Annotated in this window: 24 protein-coding genes; 13 read left to right on the top strand and 11 right to left on the bottom strand. The window is 70.7% G+C overall.

The annotated features are described in order from the left end of the window. Window positions 1-381 precede the first annotated feature (381 nt). From AB0L65_RS05060 to AB0L65_RS05050, 3 genes are all read left to right on the top strand, one after another. Window positions 382-1,044: a hypothetical protein gene (locus AB0L65_RS05060; protein ID WP_364240351.1), complete on the top strand. Its 663-nt coding sequence runs from the start codon at window positions 382-384 to the stop codon at window positions 1,042-1,044. Next, window positions 1,045-1,419, top strand: a complete 375-nt coding sequence (locus tag AB0L65_RS05055; protein ID WP_364240349.1) for a type II toxin-antitoxin system PemK/MazF family toxin — start codon at window positions 1,045-1,047, stop codon at window positions 1,417-1,419. Between the two features lie 269 nt (window positions 1,420-1,688). Next, window positions 1,689-1,838, top strand: a complete 150-nt coding sequence (locus AB0L65_RS05050; protein ID WP_364240347.1) for a hypothetical protein — start codon at window positions 1,689-1,691, stop codon at window positions 1,836-1,838. 173 nt (window positions 1,839-2,011) lie between these two features. Here AB0L65_RS05050 and AB0L65_RS05045 read toward each other — a convergent pair whose 3' ends face one another. Together AB0L65_RS05045 and AB0L65_RS05040 are read right to left on the bottom strand one after the other, a co-directional pair. Continuing rightward, the gene (locus AB0L65_RS05045) at window positions 2,012-2,260 is read right to left on the bottom strand and encodes a helix-turn-helix transcriptional regulator (RefSeq protein ID WP_364240345.1); all 249 of its coding nucleotides are present in this window, start codon (window positions 2,258-2,260) and stop codon (window positions 2,012-2,014) included. After that, window positions 2,261-2,908 carry a DUF2975 domain-containing protein gene (locus AB0L65_RS05040; protein WP_364240343.1) on the bottom strand — a complete coding sequence of 216 codons (648 nt, stop codon included), beginning with the start codon at window positions 2,906-2,908 and terminating at the stop codon, window positions 2,261-2,263. Window positions 2,909-3,082: 174 nt separating this feature from the next. On the opposite strand from AB0L65_RS05040, the gene AB0L65_RS05035 reads away from it, so the two are divergent. Next, on the top strand, window positions 3,083-3,553 hold the full coding sequence (locus tag AB0L65_RS05035; protein ID WP_364240341.1) for a hypothetical protein: 471 nt from the start codon (window positions 3,083-3,085) through the stop codon (window positions 3,551-3,553). Window positions 3,554-3,755: 202 nt separating this feature from the next. Here the strand turns inward: AB0L65_RS05035 and AB0L65_RS05030 are convergent, their stop codons facing one another. The 3 genes from AB0L65_RS05030 to AB0L65_RS05020 form a co-directional block, all read right to left on the bottom strand. Further along, window positions 3,756-4,022, bottom strand: a complete 267-nt coding sequence (locus AB0L65_RS05030) for a VOC family protein (protein ID WP_364240340.1) — start codon at window positions 4,020-4,022, stop codon at window positions 3,756-3,758. 78 nt (window positions 4,023-4,100) lie between these two features. Further along, window positions 4,101-4,523 (bottom strand): hypothetical protein, encoded by a 423-nt coding sequence (locus AB0L65_RS05025; RefSeq protein ID WP_364240338.1) that lies wholly within the window; start codon window positions 4,521-4,523, stop codon window positions 4,101-4,103. A gap of 15 nt (window positions 4,524-4,538) precedes the next feature. After that, a complete protein-coding gene (locus AB0L65_RS05020; protein WP_364240336.1) occupies window positions 4,539-5,288 on the bottom strand; it encodes an FHA domain-containing protein in 750 nt (249 codons plus the stop codon). 277 nt (window positions 5,289-5,565) lie between these two features. Here AB0L65_RS05020 and AB0L65_RS05015 point away from each other — a divergent pair, with 277 nt between their 5' ends. The 3 genes from AB0L65_RS05015 (at window position 5,566) to AB0L65_RS05005 (ending at window position 6,863) form a co-directional block, all read left to right on the top strand. Continuing rightward, window positions 5,566-5,850: a hypothetical protein gene (locus AB0L65_RS05015; RefSeq protein ID WP_185071741.1), complete on the top strand. Its 285-nt coding sequence runs from the start codon at window positions 5,566-5,568 to the stop codon at window positions 5,848-5,850. After that, a complete protein-coding gene (locus AB0L65_RS05010) occupies window positions 5,832-6,245 on the top strand; it encodes a DNA-binding protein (RefSeq protein ID WP_364240334.1) in 414 nt (137 codons plus the stop codon). The genes AB0L65_RS05015 and AB0L65_RS05010 overlap by 19 nt, the downstream gene beginning before the upstream one ends. A gap of 63 nt (window positions 6,246-6,308) precedes the next feature. Beyond that, window positions 6,309-6,863, top strand: a complete 555-nt coding sequence (locus AB0L65_RS05005) for a GNAT family protein (protein WP_364240333.1) — start codon at window positions 6,309-6,311, stop codon at window positions 6,861-6,863. Here the strand turns inward: AB0L65_RS05005 and metE are convergent. Continuing rightward, on the bottom strand, window positions 6,860-9,010 hold the full coding sequence (gene metE / locus AB0L65_RS05000; protein ID WP_364240331.1) for a 5-methyltetrahydropteroyltriglutamate--homocysteine S-methyltransferase: 2,151 nt from the start codon (window positions 9,008-9,010) through the stop codon (window positions 6,860-6,862). The genes AB0L65_RS05005 and metE overlap by 4 nt on opposite strands. Before the next feature lie 85 nt (window positions 9,011-9,095). Between metE and AB0L65_RS04995 the strand changes: the two genes are divergently transcribed. Next, window positions 9,096-9,935: a LysR family transcriptional regulator gene (locus AB0L65_RS04995; RefSeq protein WP_364240590.1), complete on the top strand. Its 840-nt coding sequence runs from the start codon at window positions 9,096-9,098 to the stop codon at window positions 9,933-9,935. On the opposite strand, the gene AB0L65_RS04990 is transcribed toward AB0L65_RS04995, so the two are convergent. After that, window positions 9,928-10,608, bottom strand: a complete 681-nt coding sequence (locus AB0L65_RS04990; RefSeq protein WP_364240329.1) for a DNA alkylation repair protein — start codon at window positions 10,606-10,608, stop codon at window positions 9,928-9,930. The genes AB0L65_RS04995 and AB0L65_RS04990 overlap by 8 nt on opposite strands. Continuing rightward, window positions 10,605-11,270: a TetR/AcrR family transcriptional regulator gene (locus AB0L65_RS04985; protein WP_364240327.1), complete on the bottom strand. Its 666-nt coding sequence runs from the start codon at window positions 11,268-11,270 to the stop codon at window positions 10,605-10,607. The genes AB0L65_RS04990 and AB0L65_RS04985 overlap by 4 nt, the downstream gene beginning before the upstream one ends. Window positions 11,271-11,370: 100 nt before the next feature. Here AB0L65_RS04985 and AB0L65_RS04980 point away from each other — a divergent pair, with 100 nt between their 5' ends. From AB0L65_RS04980 to AB0L65_RS04960, 5 genes are all read left to right on the top strand, one after another. Beyond that, the gene (locus tag AB0L65_RS04980; protein ID WP_364240588.1) at window positions 11,371-12,528 is read left to right on the top strand and encodes an acetyl-CoA C-acetyltransferase; all 1,158 of its coding nucleotides are present in this window, start codon (window positions 11,371-11,373) and stop codon (window positions 12,526-12,528) included. A 65-nt stretch (window positions 12,529-12,593) separates the two neighbouring features. Then, window positions 12,594-14,069, top strand: coding sequence for a glycoside hydrolase family 3 N-terminal domain-containing protein (locus AB0L65_RS04975; protein ID WP_364240326.1), 1,476 nt, complete (start codon window positions 12,594-12,596; stop codon window positions 14,067-14,069). 4 nt (window positions 14,070-14,073) lie between these two features. After that, a complete protein-coding gene (locus AB0L65_RS04970) occupies window positions 14,074-14,745 on the top strand; it encodes a pentapeptide repeat-containing protein (protein WP_364240324.1) in 672 nt (223 codons plus the stop codon). Window positions 14,746-14,812: 67 nt separating this feature from the next. Beyond that, window positions 14,813-15,145, top strand: a complete 333-nt coding sequence (locus AB0L65_RS04965; RefSeq protein ID WP_363967765.1) for a helix-turn-helix transcriptional regulator — start codon at window positions 14,813-14,815, stop codon at window positions 15,143-15,145. Further along, the gene (locus tag AB0L65_RS04960) at window positions 15,142-16,134 is read left to right on the top strand and encodes a hypothetical protein (RefSeq protein WP_364240322.1); all 993 of its coding nucleotides are present in this window, start codon (window positions 15,142-15,144) and stop codon (window positions 16,132-16,134) included. Before AB0L65_RS04965 ends, AB0L65_RS04960 begins: the two co-directional genes overlap by 4 nt. Window positions 16,135-16,167: 33 nt before the next feature. Here the strand turns inward: AB0L65_RS04960 and AB0L65_RS04955 are convergent, their stop codons facing one another. The 3 genes from AB0L65_RS04955 to AB0L65_RS04945 are packed head-to-tail and all read right to left on the bottom strand — an operon-like array spanning window position 16,168 to window position 18,678. Continuing rightward, complete coding sequence (locus AB0L65_RS04955) at window positions 16,168-17,208, bottom strand: nitronate monooxygenase (RefSeq protein WP_364240321.1); 1,041 nt, start codon at window positions 17,206-17,208, stop codon at window positions 16,168-16,170. Further along, a complete protein-coding gene (locus tag AB0L65_RS04950) occupies window positions 17,205-17,924 on the bottom strand; it encodes a CoA-transferase (RefSeq protein ID WP_364240319.1) in 720 nt (239 codons plus the stop codon). Before AB0L65_RS04950 ends, AB0L65_RS04955 begins: the two co-directional genes overlap by 4 nt. Continuing rightward, complete coding sequence (locus AB0L65_RS04945) at window positions 17,908-18,678, bottom strand: CoA-transferase (protein WP_364240585.1); 771 nt, start codon at window positions 18,676-18,678, stop codon at window positions 17,908-17,910. The genes AB0L65_RS04950 and AB0L65_RS04945 overlap by 17 nt, the downstream gene beginning before the upstream one ends. Window positions 18,679-18,684: the final 6 nt, after the last annotated feature.

Genomic DNA, 18,684 nt, shown 5'->3' with positions numbered 1-18,684 from the left:
CCTGCTGGAGCCCGCCCCGAGCGGTCCTCGCTGCGCTCGTCCCGGGACGCGCCTGGCGGCGCGCACGGTCTTCGCCTGGGGCGCTTCGCGCTCAGGCGTCGCCCCCAGTCGGGCCTGGTCCCGACCCCTGGAGGCCTTCGCTCCGCGAAGACGTCCTTATCCAGGCGCAGGCTTCGCCCGCGCCCGCCTTCAGAAATCCTTGGAAGAGCAGCCTTGAAGACGCGGACGCCGAAGAGCGGCATCTCGCTGGGCGCCGGGTGAGCAGGAGCTCCCTGCGGAGATTCAAGGGCACCGGCTTGCCAAGGTGACAGCGGAGGGTAAAATCTCAGACACCAAGAGCTACGATTGCGGTGTGAGGAGCTGCCGGTCATGGTGCGCCCGATGCCTACACTGGACATCGTGTCGGCCCCTGTGCCCCTTCGCGGCTCTGCGGCGGCAGTCGCCTATCTGCTGGCGACCGCCCGGGCGACCGGCACGCGTGTGAGCCGCACCAAGCTCTCCCATCTCCTCTATCTGGCCGACCTCCGCGCAGTCGAGCGGGGATTGCCCGCCGGCTCCGGCCTCGAATGGCGTTGGAGCGCCAGCGGTCCCCACAGCTTCCGTCTGGTCGAGGTCGAGCGTGACCTTCGTGAGGCGGGCGTGATCATCCTTGATGAGAGTGCGGATCCTTTCGCCGGTCGTCGTGAGTGGACCATTCACCTGGTCGATGTTCCTCGGACGGTGGTGAGCGTCGAGTTCGCCATGATCATGCAGGCCGTTCTGGCCGACTACGGGCGACTTTCACCAGGCCAGTTGTGTGACCTCACGTGCCAGACGCTTCCCATGAGGGAGGCGAGTAGACAGCGTCGGGCCGACGCGCGACTAGACCTTGCTGGAGGGCCACCTCTGCCCGACCTGGGCTCCGGACTGGCTTCGCTCCGCCGGTGGGTGGAGCGCAATCCGCTGCCTGAGGACGAGCCTGGTGGTATCGAGGATCTCGCGGAAGAGATCCGTCACCTCGCAGAGCATCGGGCGGAGGCGATCCGCCGACTCTTGGAGGAGTAGGTGCCGGGGCCCTACATCGTCGGAGGCGTTTATCTCGTCACCGACAAGACGCTTCGTCTCATCCCTGAAGAAGAACGAGTGGTCCACGACGAGCGACGTCCCGTGGTGGTCGTCACCGGAGCTCAGTCCAACAGCGATCCTGAATGGCCGTTCATTCTCGCTTGTCCCATCTCTGGCTCCACTTCGCGCCGGACGCGGTTCGACGTGCAACTCGCCAAAGGCCAGGGTGGAGCCGTCAAGAAATGCTGGATCAGGATCCCGGCCGTGCAGCCCTTACCGAAGTACGCCCTCGAAGACCGCACCGGCGTGCTGGACGAAGACCTGTTGACCCAGGTTCAAGGCCGGCTCGCTCAGTATCTTGGCCTGCTCGACTGACACATCGGCACGTGGCCGACGACGGCGCCTGGCGGCGCGCACGGTCTTCGCCTGGGGCGCTTCGCGCTCGGAGAGCTCAGGCGTCGCCCCCAGTCGGGCCTGGTCCCGACCCCTGGAGGCCTTCGCTCCGCGAAGACGTCCTTATCCAGGCGCAGGCTTCGCCCGAGCATGCCGGCACCCGCCTCCAGAAATCTTTGGAAGAGCAGCCCTGACGAGGCGGATGCCGAAGAGTGGCATCTCGCTGGGCGCGCGGAAGAGGAAGGCCGATCATGATGGGTTACGTACGTTGGAAGGACATTCGGGCCGAATATGTCGGCCGTGCCGACGGCGAGGAAGCTGTGGAGCCGGGCGAGCAGGAGTTCCTTGCGGAGATTCAAGGGCACCGGCGTGCCAAGGTGACAGCGGAGGGCAAAGTCTAAGAGGGTGTTTTGATCCTCGACCGTCAGCAGCGCGTGATTTCTTGAGCGCTCTTCGAGCGGGAGGTTCTGCATCGCCCTCATCTGTCGCATGCCTACGCCCTTTTGGGCCGGGCCCCTCGCGCTCGACGCTGCGGCCACCAATGGCTGCCGAGCGTGGCCCTCAGGTGGCAAGCTCAGCGAGCCCCGGCGTCGGCGGGATTGTCCGTGTAGCGCAGCAGGTCTCCCGGCTGGCATTCGAGCACCTCGCACAGCCGGGCCAGGGTGGAGAATCTGATGGCCTTGCCTTTGCCGGTCTTGAGGATGGACAGGTTGGCGATCGTTACCTCGACCCGGTGGGACAGCTCGGTCAACGTCATGCCGCGCTGAGCGAGCAGCTCATCGAGCCGGATCTCGATGCGCCCGTTGAGCTCGCCTGGTGGCACTCAGATCGTGCCTTCGATCTCGTCGAGCATGGCCAGGCCGCGCCCGATCACTTCCGCCACCACGAACGCTCCCACACCCATCAGCACGGCGACGAGCGGCCAGTCGACGTCGCCGGGCACCACATACGCGTCGATGGTCATCATTCGGGCCGCCACGCTCTTCGCCGCGAAGTCGAGGGCGCAGGCCACCAGTGAGCCAAGGGTGAGGACCGCACCGATCCTCCGCAGGTCCCGCACCGCGTCGGCGGAGAACAGCGCACGGTCGCCGGCCACACCCCGGCTGGTGATGCGGACGAGCCAGAACAGGGAGAAGAGCATCACCAGCGCGCCAGGCAGCCATGTGAGCAGGTGCAGAGCGGCCAGCAAGGGCGCGCGCGCCGGATCGTAGAGGGTCGCTTCGATCATGACGTCCACCGCGCGTACTCCCGGGGCCAGAGCTCCGTCGAGCGACGCGCGGGCATGCGACGGCCAGAGCCCGGTGAAGCCGTAGTCTGCCTTCACCGTCGGCAGGGCAAGGATGACGTCGGCAATCAGCCGCGCGAGGGAAGCGAGCACACCAAGGACGAGAACGGTGGTCAGAAGCGCGTGCAGACGCCGAGTCCACGCGCCGACTGCCGAGGGCACGGTTGCTGTCGAGCTGGCGGGCATCGCCGGTCTCCTTTATCGTTTTTCGATGAGAACATAGCTCACGATAGCATCGAAAAACGATAAAACAAGCGGAGCTCCGGCATGCGCGCGGCACCTGCGGTACCCAGGGGCGCTTCACGATGAGCGTCGCTCGGAAAACCGGCATCAGAATGTGTTCTGATTTATTCTGGCGGTGTGAGTACCAGCCATGCCGACGCTGTCACCTTCTCCGACCTGTCCAGGAATCCTCGCGCCGTCGCTGAGCGTGCGGCGCGGCTGGGTCGTGTGCGCGTCACCCACCGTGACGCCCCGGACTTCTATCTGACCACAGCCGACCGTGCGGAGCAGCGGGAGCAGACTCTGGCTACCGCGTCACGTCTGTTCCTCGCCTTGATCAAGCACGACCCCAACGCGCGCACACTGGTCATCGCCATGCCCGAGGTCTTTCCCTGGGTTCGCCACCTCACGGTGGACGAACTGCGCGCCTTCACCCTCGAACTGGTCGAGGCGCTTTCCGACGCTGCTGAGCTGGAAGTCGACACCACGACGCAGGAGGTCATCGCCGGGTGGCGGGCAACAGCCCGCATCAAGGCGGATCCCGCACGCTACGCCGAGGCTCGCAAGGCCACCACGGGCGACTTCGGGCCGGTTGAGGTTTCGGCGTGAGCCCCGAAGCGCGGCGACCGAGTAACGGTGCCGCCCACGGATGATGAAGGTGATGTGGGGACGGCGGCTCGGATTCGGCTGGGTGGGGGACGTCGGTCTGCGTTGCTTGGGGCGTGACACCGGTTCGCGATGAGCCCCGATTCGGCTCATTTCACCGGCTGCGGAGACGAGGTGCGCGTGGTCCGTCGCCGGTCAGGCGGTGTCAGTCGTCCCAGCGTTGGGCGTTCTGGTCGTTCAGGGAGCCCGGGGGCTGGGGGATGACGCAGAAAGGCAGTCCGGCGGGGTCCTCCATGACGCACCAATGATCGTTGACCAGCCGCAGCCGTCGAGCCCCGAGGGCCTCCAGGCGTGCGGTCTCCGCCTCCAGGTCGTCGGTGTGGATGTCGAGGTGGACGCGCGCGGGGCCCGTCCCGAGCCGCTGGACGAGCAGGGCGAACACACGAGCGGCGGCATGGGCAGGCCGGCGCATATGGCTGCGGGTTCGGCGAAGGGGCGATGGGAGTTCGGACGTGCTCCCAGTCGGGTGGTACGGCCCGACCCCTGGGCGTCAGTGGCCGAGGAGGGCGAGCACTCCGGCGCCCAGCGGGCCGAGCCACTGGGCGATGCGGCCCAGGGCATCGATCAACGTGGCGCCGGAGTCGGCGAGCGCTCCGGCACGCTCCAGCCCCGAGGTGAGCTCCTGGAGGTGCCGGCCGGCCTGCTCCCTGTCGGGGGTCTCTCCGCCCACCGCGTCCTCGACCGCCGACAGTTCGCGCTCCGCGCTCTGGCGTTCGGCCGCGGACAGCCTCAGCTCGTCCAGGGCGCTCCTGATGGCGTCCAGGTCGGCGTGGAGGCCCTGGCCGGCGAGCTGGTGTCCCGCGACGCCGTGGATGTCCCGCCCGGCGGTCTGGTGATGTCCGCCCACGTACTGTGTGCCGCTCCCGGCGTTCACCGGCCCGCTGACGTTCCCGAAACGGAAGGTCTCCCCCATAACCGTCACCTCTCCCTAGGGCCGCGGCCCGTGCCGCCGCCGTCTGCGCTGCTCCGCGCGCTTGCGCGCGGCCTTGGACATGGACGAGCCGATCCCCGCGAGCACCCCACCGGCCAGGAAAAGACCGAAACCCGCTGGTGCCTGGGGAATCCCGGGAATCAACTCCTGTGTCATCGGGTTCGAGAAATCCTTCGAGGCCATGGCGCCGAAGATGAGGGCCATCCAAATACCGAACCCGGTGAGCGCGATCAATGAGCCGAGGACCATGAGCACGCGCCCGAACCCTTTTCCCTGGAAGACTTCGTCGAACGGCTCATAATCGGCGTTGACTTGAACGTCATAACTGTCGCCATAAATGTCCCGGCCGGCGTTCTGGTGGTGCCCGCCCACGTACTGGATGCCGCTTCCCGCGTTCACCGGCCCGCGTACGTCCCCGAACTCGTAACCTGCTGACGGACCCGTCCCGGCAGGCTGGACGAACCGCAGCTCCGCGTACCCCATCCGCAGTTGGTCCCCGTCACGGAGCACTTGACCACCGGCGATCTTGTGACCGTTGAGCCAGGTACCGTTTCGCGACCCGAGATCGTTGATGACCACGTGGTCGCCGTTCCGGTCGAGCGACGCGTGCCGCCGGCTGACGCCGTCGACCTCCAGCAGGATCCCCGAACCCCGCATACTTCCGATCTCGGTGTGCCCGCCGGGAATGTCGAACCTGATCCCGGCCATTCCCCTGCTGACAACGAGCAGCTGGGGGTGAGAACCCATGCGCACCTCCCCATGGCGCCGGCCCCCGAATGACGAACAGCACAATCAAAGCAAATAATAAAGCTCGATCCGGCCGGCTTTTATAAGAGCCGGCGAATCCCTGCAATAGAGCGGCTCCGAAATGGAACGCGGGCCGCGGTGTGGTCGGCCGCCGATCATGACGTCGGCAGACGGCCAGGGCCTCGTCGCGTCGCAGGCTCGCCTGGCCGGAGCGCACGGTCTTCGCCTGCGAGTTCGCCGTCGCCTGAATTCCTACTCGTTTGATAATCTCGGAACCATGGCTGAGACCTTGTACAGCATCGGTGAGGGTCCCTCGACCCGGGTGAGCCTCTCCCTGGCCGAAGGGACGGCTGAGGCGATCCGCCGCCGGGTGGGCAAGCGGGAGTTCTCCGCGTTCATCGCCGCGGCGGTGGAGCGCGAGCTGCGTGGCCAGATTCTGGACGAATATCTGGCCGACTACGAGCGCCGCAACGGCCCTGTGCCGGCGGAGGAGCAGGAGCGGGCCCGCCAGGTGTTCGACGAGGTGTTCTCGGAGGAGGAGGCGTGGCGCGCCGCAGGCTGACGCATGAGGGGACTCTCGTCCTCGACTGCGAAGGGTTGTCGAAACTGCTGGGCGATCAGCCGTCCGTCGTCGCCATGGTTGCGGAAGCGCGAAGCCGCGGGATGGAAGTGGTGGTCAGCGCCCTCACCATCATCGAGGCCGCCCACCGCCGGACGGATCGATCCCGGCTCGCGTGGTTGTTGTCCGGCACCCGGATCGTGCACGTCGGGGAGGAGGAGGCGAGAGCCGCCTCGGCGCTGCTGGTCGGGGCCGGGCTGCACGGCCACAAGTACGCGATCGACGCGGTCGTGGCGGAGATGGCGGTACGGCAGCGGCGGCCGGTCGTCCTGCTCACCTCCGACATCGACGACATGGCCAAGCTCCGCGGTGAGCGGGTGCGGCTCGTCGCGGTATAGCGACGCGCGCCCGGCGGGAAAACCGTTCGCGGCGGTGTGCGGGGGCGTGGTTTGCTGCCGGGCATGACGTCGGCATGGGTAGGTCAGCTCGTACGGTTGCGCGCCATCGAGCCCGAGGACTGGGAGGCGTTCCACTCCTTCGACGAATACTCCGACGCGGTCAGGAGCGGAGAGCAGCTCCACCCGCCGCAGTCGGCGGCGCGGGCCAGGAAGTGGGCCGCCGAGCTGGCCGAGCGAACCCAGGGCCTGGACGATGTGCGCCTGGTGATCGCCACCCGGGACGGGAACACCCCGGTCGGCATGATGAACACGCACAGCGTCGACCGGGTGCACGGCACCTTCGCGTACGGGATCGGCATCGGGACGCCCCACCACCGCAAGGGGTACGCCGGTGACGCCGTCGTCCTGCTCCTGAGGTACATGTTCTTCGAGCGCCGCTTCCAGAAGGCCGAGGCGTGGGTCTTCGGATCCAACGAGGCGTCGCTGGCGCTGCACCAGCGGCTGGGGTTCGTCGAGGAGGGCCGCCGGCGCAGGAGTCACTACGCCAACGGCCGTTACGACGACGAGGTCCTGTTCGGGATGACGATCGAGGAGTTCGCCGAACGCCACGCCTCTTAGCGAGCGGGGAGGTCCGCACGGACCCGGCGGGTGGCCGTGACCACGTTCGCCAAGGACGCCTCCACCTGCTCGTACGTCCGGGTCTTCAGCCCGCAGTCCGGGTTGACCCAGACCCGCTCCACCGGCAGCGCCGCCAGCGTCCGGCGCAGCAGGTCCTCGATCTCCGAGGCCGCGGGCACCCGCGGCGAGTGGATGTCGTAGACGCCGGGCCCGAGCCCCCGCCCGAAGGTCCCGACCGTGCCCAGGATGCGCGCGCCCGAGCGGGCCGACTCGATGGTGGTCACGTCGGCGTCCAGGCCGTCGATGGCGGCCAGGATCTGGTCGGCGTCCGAGTAGCACAGGTGGGTGTGGATCTGCGTGCGGTCGCCGGCCCCCGACGTGGCCCGGCGGTACGCGGCCACCGCCCACTCCAGGTAGTCGGCCTGCGCGGCCCGCCGCAGGGGGAGCAGCTCGCGAAGGGCGGGTTCGTCCACCTGGATGACCGACACCCCGGCCGCCTCCAGGTCGCGTACCTCCTCCCGGACGGTGTCCGCCACCTGGAAGACGACGTCGCGCAGCGGCAGGTCGTCGCGGACGAAGGACCAGGCCACGATGGTGACGGGGCCGGTGAGCATGCCCTTGACCGGCTTGTCCGTGAGCGACTGCGCGTACGTGGCCCACCGCACCGTGATCGGCGACGGGCGGCCGACGTCCCCGTGCAGGATCGGCGGCCGGGTGCAGCGGGAGCCGTACGACTGGACCCAGCCGTTCCTGGTGACGGCGAACCCGTCGAGGTGCTCGGCGAAGTACTGCACCATGTCGTTGCGCTCCGGCTCCCCGTGTACGAGGACGTCGAGCCCGAGGCGTTCCTGGACCCGGATGACGCGCTCGATCTCGGCCTCGACCTGCCGCTCGTAGTCGGCCTGCGAGAGCGTGCCCGAAGCGAGCGCGGCCCGGGCGGCGCGCAGCGAGCCGGTCTGCGGGAACGAGCCGATCGTGGTGATCGGCAGCGTGGGCAGCCGCAGGTGCTCGGCCTGCGCCGCCGCCCGCACCGCGTACGGGCTGCGCTCCTCCGGCACCACGGGCGCGGGCAGCGCCACGGAGGGCGCGGTGTGCGGCGCCTCCCGCAGCGGGGACCGCGCGAGCGCCACCACCTCCGCCACCTTCTGCTCGGCGAACGCCAGCCGCCCCTTCAGCGCGGGGTCCAGCTCCGGCTCGGCCTCCACGTCGTAGGGGACGTGCAGCAGCGAGCACGACGTGCTGACCACCACCTCCGAGGCGCGCACGGCGCCCAGGGCGGCCAGGGCGCGACCGGGCGAGGTGCGCCACACGTCGCGCCCGGACACCACGCCCGCCACCACGGTCTTGCCGGTCAGGTCGAGCGCGGGCACGGCGCCGCGGACGAGGTCGATCCCGATGGCCTCCACCGGGGTCTCGGCCAGGACCGGGAGGGCCTCACCAAGGTCGCCGAAGTAGGAGGCCACGAAGAGCCCGGGCCGGGCGGCGAGGGAGCCGAGCCGCGAGTAGGCGGCGCGCACGGCGGCCAGCTCTTCGGCGGTCCGGTCGCCGACCAGCGCGGGCTCGTCGAGCTGGACCCACGAGACCCCCTCGGCGGCCAGCGCGGACAGCAGCTCCTCGTAGCAGGCCAGCACGTCGTCCAGCCGGTCCAGCGCCGAGCCCAACAGCAGGAACGTCACCGGCCCCACCACCACGGGCCGCGTCTCGTACCCGAGCGCCCGCGCCTCGCGCACCTCGGAGAGCGGCTTGGCCGCGTCCAGCTTGAACACGGTGTCGGGGCCGATCTCCGGCACGATGTAGTGGTAGTTCGTGTCGAACCACTTCGTCATCCGCAGCGGAGCCAGCCCTTCGGTGCCCCTGGCCATCGCGAAGTAGGGGTCGCCGGCCTCGCGGTAGCGCGCGGGCACCGCGCCCAGCAGCACCGCCGTGTCCAGCACCTGGTCGTACAGCGAGAACGTGTTGGACGGCAGCCCTTCCAGCCCCAGCTCGGCGAGCCTGCGCCAGGTCCGCTCCCTGATCCCGGCCCCCACCCGCTCGAGCTCCGCCCGGCTCGACCGCCCGTCCCAGTACGACTCCAGCGCCCGCTTCAGCTCCCGCCGCGGCCCGATCCTCGGATACCCGAGCACCGTGGACTTGGGGAATGGGGACATCTCTGACTCCCTTGATCTCGTTCGGCTGATCGCAGGCATCCTGCCGAGCACTCGGGAGCTCGTGCATCATGGATTGGTGCTGCTTATGCTCAAGGAGATGCACTGCTTCGCCAGGGTCGCGGAGCGGCTCAGCTTCTCCAGGGCCGCCGCCGACCTGGGGATGTCCCAGCCCGCCATGAGCCAGGCCATCACCCGGCTAGAGCGCGCCGCCGGGGTCAGGCTCTTCGAGCGGACGGCCCGCGACGTGCGGCTCACGGCGGAGGGCAAGGCGCTGCTGCCGTACGCGGAGCAGGTGATCGAGTCGGTCGGCGCCTTCGAGGCCGAGTCGGCCCGGCTGGCCAGGCCGACCATTCATCTCGCTTATCCACCGCTCGTCGGGACGCTGGCGGCGCGGATCGTCAGGCGGCTGGCGGGCCGCACTCCGGCGATCGGCGTGGAGCTGCGGGCGGCGGGCCGGGGCGCGGCGGTGCGGGCGCTGGCGGACGGCGAGGTCTCGGCCGCGATCCTGGCCACTCCGGCGCCGGCGCAGTTCGTGACGGCGGCCAGGTTTCACGTGACGGTCGACCATCTGGCCGTGCCCGCGGGTCACCGGCTGGCCTCCAGGGCCAAGGTCACCCCAGGCGAGCTGGGCGGGCAGGTGCTGCTCACGCCGGGCAGCCGCCCGTGGCCGGGGCTGCCGGGGCGTTCGCGCATGGCGGCCGACGACGACTTCGCGGCCGCGCTCGACCTGGTGGCCGCGGGCGCCGGGCTGCTGCCGATCCCGCAGCTCCTGGCCAGGACCATCAGGAGGGACGACGTGCGCTTCGTGCCGCTCGACGCCGGCGACCTGCGCATCACGTACGCGCTGGCCTGGTCGAAGGAGCGGGTGACGCCGGAGCTGATGGCTCTGGTGCAGGCCGTCCAGGACGCCCTGTGGACTAGGTGAGGGGGAGGTTCTTGAGCGCCTCGCGGCGGCTCAGGCCCGTGATGCCCTTGGCGTTGACGTAGCGGAGCACTTCGTCGGGGTTGGTCTTGGCATATTCGCGTAACGCCCAGCCGATCGCCTTGCGTGCGAAGAAGTCGTTGTCCGACAGGCTCGGATCGATGCACGCGTACAGCAGGGCCGTGTCGGTGCGCTCCTTGAACCGGTTCTGGCTGAGGATCGCGGTGCGCCGCTTCCACAGGTCTCGGTCGTGCGCCCACTCCAGCATGAGCGGCCGCATGGAGTCGGGGTAGGTGGTCAGCAGCCCGCCGACGCGGTGGGTGGCCAGCTCGTCGACGAGGTCCCACCAGGCCCCGGTGACGATCATCTCCTCGTACATCGGCACCGTGTAGAGGGTCTGGTAGTCGCGGTAGAGGTGGTAGCCGGACAGCTCGACGGCGGCGTAGCGCTCCTCGCGGTATTCGGCCTCGCGCCACAGCGCCAGCACGGCCCGCCGCCACTCCGGCGCGGTGTCCAGCCGGTGCTCGGCGAACACCCGCCGCAGCGCCGCCCGCCTGCGCACCGCCTGGACGCCGAGGAACGGCATCGTCGACTTCATGTACGTGCGCATCGCCTCGGCCTTGCCGGGCTCCGCCGCCTCCTGCAGCGCCAGCCGCACTGCCTTGCCGAGGCTCATCCCTTTTGCGTGGTGCGCTCGCCGGTGCCGAGGCCGTCGAAGAGCACGGTGATGTAGTGCTCGGCCAGCCCGGCCGTGTTGAGCCGGCCGCCGGGACGGAACCAGCGCACCGCGACCCAGATCGTGTCGCGGATCATGCGGTACGTCAGCTTCGGATCGACGTCGGACCGGAACAGCCCGGCCGCCTGGCCCGCCTTGATCTGCGTCACCCAGATCTGCTCGACCTCGTCCTCGGCCTTGACCAGGTAGTTGAACCGCTCGAACTGCCGCAGGTAGTTCCAGTCGTTCTGCATGACGGTGATCGCGGCGCGGTGCGGCTCCAGCGTGCCGAACCCGATGCGGACCATCTCCGACAGCACCGTGCGGGCGTCGGCGCTCGTGTCGACCGCCGCGCGGTAGCGGGCGATGAGGTCGTCGAGGAAGGTGGACAGCACCTCGTCGACGATCGTCTCCTTGGAGTCGAAGTGGTGGTAGAGACTTCCGGAGAGGATGCCTGCCTCGTCGGCTATCTCACGTACTGTCGTGGCCTGGAAGCCCTTACGTGCGAAGAGCTCCGCGGCGAGCTTGACGAGGTGGTCGCGGCGCTCGGAGGCGGACCCCGAGCTCGCGCGCTGACGCTTGGCCGGGGTGGTCGTGGTGCCGGAGTTCTTACGCGTGGTCACGACACCATTATGAGCCCTCGCACAATCGCTTGTTCACCTAACTGACGCAGCTCATGCGGCATTCCGTGCCGTACCAAGCGCTTGCTACGATGCGATGATGGTGAACGAGGCGTACATCGTCGGAGCCGTCCGCACCCCCGTCGCGCGCAGGAACGGCGGCCTGGCCGCGGCCCATCCCGCCGATCTCGGCGCGCACGTGCTCAGGGAGCTGATGAACCGGACGGACGCCGACCCGGCGGCCGTCGACGACGTGATCTTCGGCTGCGTGGACACGATCGGCCCGCAGGCCGGGGATGTCGCCCGCACCTGCTGGCTCGCGGCCGGGCTCCCCGAGGAGGTGCCCGGCGTCACGGTGGACCGCCAGTGCGGCTCGTCCCAGCAGGCGCTGCACTTCGCCGCCCAGGCCGTGCTGTCCGGCACGAGCGACCTGGTGGTGGCCGGCGGCGTGCAGAACATGAGCATGATCCCCATTTCGGCCGCGATGCTCGCGGGCCGCGCCTTTGGCCACGAGACGCCGTTCGGGGGGTCCAAGGGCTGGGTCGGGCGGTACGGAACCCAGGAGGTCTCCCAGTTCGCGGGGGCCGAGCAGATGGCCGCCACCTGGGACCTGTCGCGTGAGGAGATGGAGCGGTACGCGTACGAGTCGCACCGCCGGGCCCTGCACGCCATCGACGCCGGGCGCTTCGTGCGCGAGATCGCCCCCTACGAGGGCGTGGCCACGGACGAGTGCCCGCGCCGGGACACCACGATCGAGCGGATGGCCGGGCTCAAGCCCCTGGTCGAGGGCGGCCGGCTCACCGCGGCCCTGGCGTCCCAGATCTCCGACGGCGCGGCGGCCCTGCTCGTCGCCTCACCCAGGGCCGTACGGGAGCACGGCCTGACCCCGCGCGCCCGCGTGCACCACCTGTCGGCCCGCGGCGCCGACCCGATCGTGATGCTCTCCGCCCCCATCCCGGCCACCGCCCGCGCCCTCGGCATGACGGGCCTGTCCATCGGCGACTTCGACGCGATCGAGATCAACGAGGCGTTCGCGCCGGTCGTCCTGGCCTGGATCAAGGAGACCGGCGCGGATCCCGCCAAGGTGAACCCGAACGGCGGCGCCATCGCGCTCGGCCACCCCCTCGGCGCGACCGGCGCCGTGCTGGCGGTGAAGCTGCTGCACGAGCTGGAGCGCACGGGCGGACGGTACGGCCTGCAGACCATGTGCGAAGGAGGAGGGCAGGCGAACGTCACCGTCATCGAGCGCCTGCCTTCCTGAAAGAAGGTGCTGACGTCAGAAAATACCTCTAGCAAATAGGAAACTTTCCTATTAGATTTCGGGTCATGCCCTTGAGCGGTGACCTGCTTCGCCTTGCCGACGCCGTCCTCTTTCCCGGTTTCGCCGGGCACACGCCTCCCGACTGGCTGCGCCGCCGGCTCGGTGAGGGGCTGGCCGGCGTGGCGCTGTTCTCGCGCAACATCGCCGACCCGGCTCAGGTGGCCCGGCTGACCGCCGCGCTGCGCGCGGAGAACCCCTCGGTGCTCGTCGGCATCGACGAGGAGTCGGGGGAGGTCACGCGACTGGAGGTGGCCACGGGGAGCAGCCGCCCCGGAGGGTACGCGCTGGGCGTCGTGGACGACGTGGTCCTGACCGAGGCCCTGGCCAGGGACCTCGGCGGCGAGCTGGTGGCGGCGGGCATCACGCTCGACTTCGCCCCCTCGGCCGACGTGAACTCCAACCCGGACAACCCGGTCATCGGCCTGCGGGCCTTCGGCGCGGACCCGGTCCTGGTCTCCCGGCACACCAGGGCGTTCGTCCGCGGCCTGCAGTCGGCGGGCGTGGCCGCGTGCGCCAAGCACTTCCCCGGGCACGGGGACACCTCGGTCGACTCGCATCACGGCCTGCCCGTGGTGGCCGACGGGATCGAGGACGCGCTGCTCCCTTTCCGGGAGGCGATCAAGGAGGGCGTCAAGGCCGTCATGACCGGCCACCTCCTCGTGCCCTCGTACGACGCCGAGCTGCCCGCCACGCTCAGCCCCAAGGTGCTCACCGGGCTGTTGCGGGAGGAGCTCGGGTTCGAAGGAATGATCATCACTGACGGCATCGAGATGGCCGCGGTGGCGGGGGCGTACGGGATCGGGGGCGCCTCCGCCCGTGCCATCGCCGCCGGGGCCGACGCGATCTGCGTCGGCGGCGAGCGGGCCGACGAGGCCACCGCCGCCGGCATCCGCGACGCGATCGCCACGGCGGTGACCCAGGGACTGCTGCCCGAGGAACGGCTGGCCGACGCCGCTCGAAGGGTCCGCGAGCTGGCCTCGTGGGCCGCCTCCTCGGGCAGCCAGGCGTCCCGCGACGGCTCCGTGGGCCTGGCCGCCGCGCGCCGGGCGATCCGGATCACCCGCCGGTCCACCGCCCCCGTGCTGCCGCTGACCTCGGCCGCGTCCGTGGTGGAGCTGGCCCCCGTGATGAACCTGGCCATCGACAGGAACACGCCGTGGGGCGTCGGGCAGCCGCTGGCCCGCCTGCTGCCGGGCACCATGGTGACCCGGCTGGAGGTGGGGGACACGACGGGTTCGGCGCTGGAGCGCCTGCTCGGGGAGGCCACCGGGCGGCCCCTGGTGATCGTGGTCCGGGACGTGCACCGGCACGCCTGGCAGGAGCAGGCGCTGCGGCACCTGCTCAGCGCCCGGCCCGACGCCGTGGTGGTGGAGATGGGGCTGCCCGAGCGGTCGGACCTGGGCGCCGTCCACATCGCCACGTACGGCTCCGCCCGGGTCTGCGGGCAGGCCGCGGCGGAGGTGCTCACCGGTAGGCTCTGATCCCGTGAACTTCGACGGCGAGGATCTTTCCCGCAAGGCGCTGGCCGATCGGCTCCCGGCGGACGAGACACATGTCTTCCGCGAGTGCGACCTGACGGAGACCGACCTGTGGGGCGCCCCGCTGGCGGGGGCCAGGTTCGAGTCGTGCGTGCTGGACCAGACCGACTTCCGCAAGGCCGACCTCGACGGGGCCTCGTTCACGGGCGGGGGCGGGATGCGGACCCGCTTCAACGACGCCGACCTCATCGACGTGACGTTCACCGACGTGGACCTGTCCTCGGCGCAGTTCGGCGGCGCGCTCCTCACGGACGTCTCGTTCACGGGGTGCCGCATGATCGGCGCCGCGCTGACGGGCTCGCGCGGCACCGGCTTCAAGGTCGCCCGCTCCAACCTGACCCTGGCCAACCTCGGCGGGTGCTCCCTGCGCGCGGAGGTCATCGAGGGAGTCCGCTTCGACGACGCCGACCTGTCGGGGTGCGACTTCACGGAGGCCACGTTCAGCGACTGCCGGTTCATCGGGTCGCGCCTGCTCCAGACCAAGTTCAACAAGGCCGATCTGCGCGGCGCGGACCTGGGCGAGCCGGACGACGCGAAGCTGCGTGCGTTCGCGGGCGCGATCATCAACCAGACCCAGGCCAACGCCATCCTGGCCGCCCGCGGCATCACCGTGCTCTAGCCCCGGGCGCTCCGCTCGTTTGCTCATTCGGCTGCCGATAGTCAGATCATCGATATATATTGATCATATGAAATCCATGCAGGAGCCCACGTTCCTGATCCTGACCGCGCTGGCGGCCGGGCCGCAGCACGGGTACGGCGTCATCACCGACGTGGAGCGCATCTCCGACGGCCAGGTCCGCCTGCGCGCCGGCACCCTGTACGCCGCCTTCGACCGCCTCCAGGCGGAGGGCCTCATCGAGGCCGACCGGGAGGAGATCGTGGACGGGCGGGTGCGCCGCTACTACCGGCTCACCGGCGACGGCGCGGCCAGGCTGGCGGCCGAGGCCGAGAGGCTGCGCAGGCACGCCCGGGCGGCCACCGCGCGCCTGCGCGCCGCGGGGGCGGGAGGCGTGGCATGAGCCCGCTCGAAGCCCGCTACCGCCGCCTCCTGGCCTGCTACCCGCGCGATCACCGGGAGCGGCACGAGGAGGAGATGATCGGCGTGCTGCTGGCCGGAGCGCGGCCCGGCCAGACCCGCCCGCATCCCGCCGACGCGGCCGACCTGCTGTGGGGGGCGCTGCGCGTGCACGTCCGGCGGGCGTTCGGGCCCGTCTCGGGGCCCGTCTGGCGCGAGGGCCTGGCCGTGGCCGTGGCGCTGTGGCCGCTGCTGATGCTGAACACCGCGCTCGCGGTTGTGCTGCTGAGGATCGTAGAGATCGTGCAGTCCGCGCGGAGCATCGGTGCCGACCTGTTCCGGGAACCGATCTGGGTCCTGTACCTCGTCGAGCCGATCGTCGTCGCGGGCCTGCCCGCGCTGGCGGTGCTGCTCGGCCGCCGATGGATCGCCGTGCTCGGCGCGGTCGCGCTCGCGCGTTACCTGGCGGACCCCTGGAACGGGCTGGACCTGTTCGTCCTGTCGTCACCGGACGGTGTGCGGACCTTCCTGGTGCATCTGGCGCAGCCGAACACGGGCCTGGTCCTGCTGGCGCAGGTGGCGGCGGTCGTCGCCGCCTTCCTGCCCGGGGCGCGCCGTGCGCTCGCGCTCATTCCCTGGAGGTCCTTCCTGCTGTGGGGGCCGCTCGCGCTGGCAGGGCTGACGGCCAGCAAGGCCATCGTGCGCTGGGTGAACGTGATCGACCATCACGACGTCGTGGTCTGGAAACCCGTGCCCTGGCTCGTCGTGGTCTCGCTGGCCGCCGGCGTCGCGTGCCGGTCGGAGCTGGGGAGGCGGGCGGCGCTGGTGCTGTTCCTGCCCGCGGCCGCCCTCGGCGACCTCGGGGACCTGCTGTGGATACCCACCTCCACGGTCCTGGCCCAGCTCGGCTGCGCGGCCCTGGCCTTCGCCGCCGGCGCCACCCTGAGCCGCCGCCGCAGCAGTCTTGCCACCGGCGGCGTCACCGCGGTCTGAGCCCGGCCGCGCCCGCCGCTCTCCGGAGTGCGGTCAGGACACCTCCATTGTGCGGCCCAGGTGGGTCAGGGCGGTCTCGGCGTCGGCCATGATGCGCTCGATCAGCTCGCGGCAGGACGGCAGGTCGTCGATCACGCCCACCACCTGGCCCGACGCCATCACCCCGAGGTCCGCCCGGCCCTCCACCATCGCGGCCCGCAGCAGCACCGGCGTGTTGGCCGCCTGCAGGACCTGGGCCCAGGTCAGGTCGCGCGCCCGCCTCATCCGGCGGCCCTCGCGCAGCATCTCGCCCCACGACAGCCCCGACAGCCGCTTGAACCTGGCCCCGTTCACCACCGCCCTGACCAGGCGCGAGCGCTCCAGCGACGCCACGAACGGGGTCAGCAGGACCCGATGGGGCACCCCGTCCACCCTGGTCGTGACGACCGTGTCCCGCGTCGCCAGATAGAGCTTCTTCACCTCGTCCGGTACGGGGGAGTCGCTCGTCAGCAGGAACCTGGTCCCCATGGCGATCCCGCAGGCCCCGTACGCCAGCGCCGCCACCAGCCCCCGCCCGTCGAAGAAGCCCCCGGCCGCGATCACCGGGATGTCCACCGCGTCCACGACCTGGGGCAGCAGCAACGTCGTGGCGACGGAGCCGGTGTGGCCGCCGCCCTCGCCGCCCTGGACGATCACCGCGTCCACGCCCCAGCCCGCCACCTTCTCCGCGTGCCGCCGCGCCCCGACCGACGGGATCGTGACCACGCCCGCGTCCTTGAGCCGGGCGATCAGGTCCCGTTCGGGCGCCATCGCGAACGACGCCACGCGCACGCCCTCCCTGATCAGCACCCCGATCCGCTCGGCGGCGTCGTCGGCGTCGGAGCGCAGGTTCACCCCGAACGGCGCGTCCGTGCGCTCCTTCACTCGCCTGATCGCGGCGGTCATCTCGGCCAGGGACATCGTCGCGGCGCCGATCACGCCGAGCCCGCCGGCCTGGGAGGTGGCCGCCGCCAGCCGGGCGCCCGCGACGTACCCCATGCCGGTCTGCACGATCGGGTGGCGGCACCCGACCAGGGACGTCAGCGCGGTCCTCACGCCGGCTCCCGGTCCCGCAGACGCTCGGGGTCGAGCCGGTCCAGAACCTCCAGCTCCTCGACGGTCGGTCCGCGCGTCCTGGGCACGTTGTCGGGAATGTCCAGCTCGAAGCCGGTCGCCGCCACGACGTCGTCCACCTCGACCCCCGGGTGCACCGACACCAGGCGCATGGTCCCGCCGGGGGTGCGGAAGTCCAGGACGGCCAGGTTCGTCACGACGCGGCGCAGGTCGAAGGCGCCTCTGTCGGTCCCGACCCCGCTGACCAGGTCCACCGAGGGCACGAACACCCGGGGGGAGTGGCGGGGGATCCAGTAGCTGGTGGGGTCGCAGCGGGTGTTCCCCGGAGCGCCCCGCACGCCCAGCAGCTGCGCCTTGGGGCGGGCCCAGTCGCCGATGCAGGAGATGTTCGTGTTGCCGTACCGGTCGATCTGGCTCGCCCCGAGCATGACGTGCCGGCGTCCGTTCAGCACCAGCCACAGGTGCTCGCGGAACGGCAGCCACCCCTCCACCACCCCGGGCGCCTCGCCCAGCGCGGGCACGTCGCCGGTGAGCAGGCAGGTGCCGTCGTGCGTGAGCAGCTCCGGCTCGAACGTCAGCCGCGCCAGCCGCGCCGCCAGCACCGTGACCGGCCCGCCGATGCCCGCCGCCAGGATCTCGCCGTCACCCCGGAACGCCTCCGCGCACGCCACCACGCACACGTCAGCCCTGCTGGTCATCGAACTCCTCCCAAGGCGTCTCCACGTAGCGCCGCTGCAGCGCCTCGTCGCGCCCGTAGTCGGGCTCGCACGAGGTGAACCCCGCCCCGCCGGGCGCCTCCACCACCCCCGCCACCATCGACCGGCTGATCAGCAGCGACTGCACGGGGCCTTCCTTCAGCAGGTTCTCCACGACCCGCTCGCACGAGACGTAGCACCGCCGCGCCGCCTTGGCGTAGAGGTCGTCGAAGTACGGGTCGGTCCCCAGGTACTGGGCGTTGCCCCGCGCGTCGGCCCGGTTCAGGTGGACGAGGGCCACGTCCATGGTCAGCGCGGGCACCGCGACCAGCTCCTCCCCGTCCGCGTACGGCGACCGCACCGTCCGCAGCCCGGGGTTGACGCGCAGCACGTCCGACCCCAGCCCCGCCCGCGTCGGCAGGAACGGCAGCCGGTGCGCCGCCGCGAGCAGCCCGAACATGAACATCCCCTCGTCGTACTCCACGAACTCGATCTCCCCGGCCTGCCTGGCCCGCCGGAAATGGGGTTCCAGGGGGATGGAGTCGAGCGTCACGAACGGGGCCACGACCTTGCGCACCTTCTTCGCCGCGCACAGCATGCCCACGTCCGGGCCGCCGTACGAGACGATCGTGAGGTCGGTGGCGGGGGAGCGCAGGAGGGCGCGGACGAGGGCCATCGGCTTGCGCCGCGAGCCCCAGCCGCCGATCCCGATCGTCATCCCGCTCTCGACCGTGCCCGCGACCTCCTCGGCCGACATCAGCTT

It is taken from the genome of Nonomuraea sp. NPDC052116, from assembly GCF_040680035.1.
Lineage (GTDB): Bacteria > Actinomycetota > Actinomycetes > Streptosporangiales > Streptosporangiaceae > Nonomuraea > Nonomuraea angiospora_A.
The sequence above is the reverse complement of the archived record's forward strand: the minus strand, read 5'-3'. Positions and strand labels throughout refer to the sequence as shown.

What these genes read in the sequence shown, in the direction of transcription:
- metE (WP_364240331.1), bottom strand. Translation starts at nt 9,010, where the DNA reads ATGTCCCCATTCCCCAAGTCCACGGTGCTCGGGTATCCGAGGATCGGG.
- AB0L65_RS05030 (WP_364240340.1), bottom strand. Translation starts at nt 4,022, where the DNA reads ATGCGCCGGCCTGCCCATGCCGCCGCTCGTGTGTTCGCCCTGCTCGTC.
- AB0L65_RS05060 (WP_364240351.1), top strand. Translation starts at nt 382, where the DNA reads ATGCCTACACTGGACATCGTGTCGGCCCCTGTGCCCCTTCGCGGCTCT.
- AB0L65_RS04975 (WP_364240326.1), top strand. Translation starts at nt 12,594, where the DNA reads ATGCCCTTGAGCGGTGACCTGCTTCGCCTTGCCGACGCCGTCCTCTTT.
- AB0L65_RS05040 (WP_364240343.1), bottom strand. Translation starts at nt 2,908, where the DNA reads ATGCCCGCCAGCTCGACAGCAACCGTGCCCTCGGCAGTCGGCGCGTGG.
- AB0L65_RS05020 (WP_364240336.1), bottom strand. Translation starts at nt 5,288, where the DNA reads ATGGGTTCTCACCCCCAGCTGCTCGTTGTCAGCAGGGGAATGGCCGGG.
- AB0L65_RS04990 (WP_364240329.1), bottom strand. Translation starts at nt 10,608, where the DNA reads ATGAGCCTCGGCAAGGCAGTGCGGCTGGCGCTGCAGGAGGCGGCGGAG.
- AB0L65_RS05050 (WP_364240347.1), top strand. Translation starts at nt 1,689, where the DNA reads ATGATGGGTTACGTACGTTGGAAGGACATTCGGGCCGAATATGTCGGC.
- AB0L65_RS05025 (WP_364240338.1), bottom strand. Translation starts at nt 4,523, where the DNA reads ATGGGGGAGACCTTCCGTTTCGGGAACGTCAGCGGGCCGGTGAACGCC.
- AB0L65_RS04995 (WP_364240590.1), top strand. Translation starts at nt 9,096, where the DNA reads ATGCTCAAGGAGATGCACTGCTTCGCCAGGGTCGCGGAGCGGCTCAGC.
- AB0L65_RS05015 (WP_185071741.1), top strand. Translation starts at nt 5,566, where the DNA reads ATGGCTGAGACCTTGTACAGCATCGGTGAGGGTCCCTCGACCCGGGTG.
- AB0L65_RS04950 (WP_364240319.1), bottom strand. Translation starts at nt 17,924, where the DNA reads ATGACCAGCAGGGCTGACGTGTGCGTGGTGGCGTGCGCGGAGGCGTTC.
- AB0L65_RS04945 (WP_364240585.1), bottom strand. Translation starts at nt 18,678, where the DNA reads ATGTCGGCCGAGGAGGTCGCGGGCACGGTCGAGAGCGGGATGACGATC.
- AB0L65_RS05005 (WP_364240333.1), top strand. Translation starts at nt 6,309, where the DNA reads ATGACGTCGGCATGGGTAGGTCAGCTCGTACGGTTGCGCGCCATCGAG.
- AB0L65_RS04965 (WP_363967765.1), top strand. Translation starts at nt 14,813, where the DNA reads ATGAAATCCATGCAGGAGCCCACGTTCCTGATCCTGACCGCGCTGGCG.
- AB0L65_RS04960 (WP_364240322.1), top strand. Translation starts at nt 15,142, where the DNA reads ATGAGCCCGCTCGAAGCCCGCTACCGCCGCCTCCTGGCCTGCTACCCG.